Raw genomic sequence first — 1,001 nt, forward strand, 5'->3', positions numbered from 1 at the left:
CTGAAGAGCCGCGATCCCATAGCCTTCGAAAACCTCGGCCAGCCGCTGAAAGATTGAGAAAAGCAAAGGGGCGGCGTGCCACGCCGCCCTTACACCACAAGGGGAGTGGCGGATTTGAGCTTTGCCGAAAATATCACCGTTGAGGCTTTGGAAGCCGATCCCTACCCGATCTATGCAGAGCTCAGGCGCAGTGCGCCTGTCGCTTTCGTGCCGGCGGTCAACCTGTGGTTCGTCACCCGCTGGAAGGATGTCGAGAGCGTCGCCAAGTCGCCCGACATCTTCTCCGCCGTCGTCGGCTCATCGCCGGTCGAGCGCTCCTTCGGCAAGCCCACCATCCTGACCACCGATGGCGAAACGCATAAACAGCTGCGACAGGGCGTCGATCCGAAATACCGGCCGCGCACCGTTGCCGCCTATGCCGGCGACCTCGTGCGGTCGATTGCCGAACCTCTTCTCGACCGGATCGCCAACCAGGGCTCCGCCGAGCTGATGGCCGATTATTTCGAACCGGTGTCGACGCTCAGCCTGGCGCGCTCGCTCGGCCTTGCCGACATTGACATGCCGACGCTGCGCCGCTGGTTCTATGGCCTTGCCCAGGGCGCCATCAATTTCGAGAACGACCCGAAGCGGCAGGAGATCGCCGACGCGATCAGTGCCGAGGTCGGCGACGCCATCCTGCCGACGCTGGAAAGACTTGCGCGCCAGCCAGATGACTCGGCGCTGTCGCATATGCTGCACGATGGCATGCCGGAGGGCACGACGCGGCCGATCGATTTTTTGATGCCGAGCATCAAGGTCATCCTGCTTGGCGGCATGCAGGAGCCCGGACATGGCGCCGGCTCGATCCTGGCCGGTCTGCTGGCCCATCCCGAACAGATGCGGCAGGTGCTCGCCGATCCCGAGACCTTCGTGCCGAAGGCGGTCGACGAGGGCCTGCGCTGGGTGGCGCCGATCGGCACGCAGACGCGGCAGACGACACGGGCGGTCGAGCTTAGCGGCGT

General features: G+C 64.5%; 1 protein-coding gene. It reads left to right on the top strand.

The features are described from left to right. Nucleotides 1-114: 114 nt before the first annotated feature. On the top strand, nucleotides 115-1,001 hold an 887-nt coding region (locus tag EN906_RS35370; protein WP_164777667.1), incomplete at its 3' end, for a cytochrome P450.

This window comes from Mesorhizobium sp. M7A.F.Ca.CA.004.06.1.1, from assembly GCF_003999135.1.
Classification (GTDB): domain Bacteria; phylum Pseudomonadota; class Alphaproteobacteria; order Rhizobiales; family Rhizobiaceae; genus Mesorhizobium.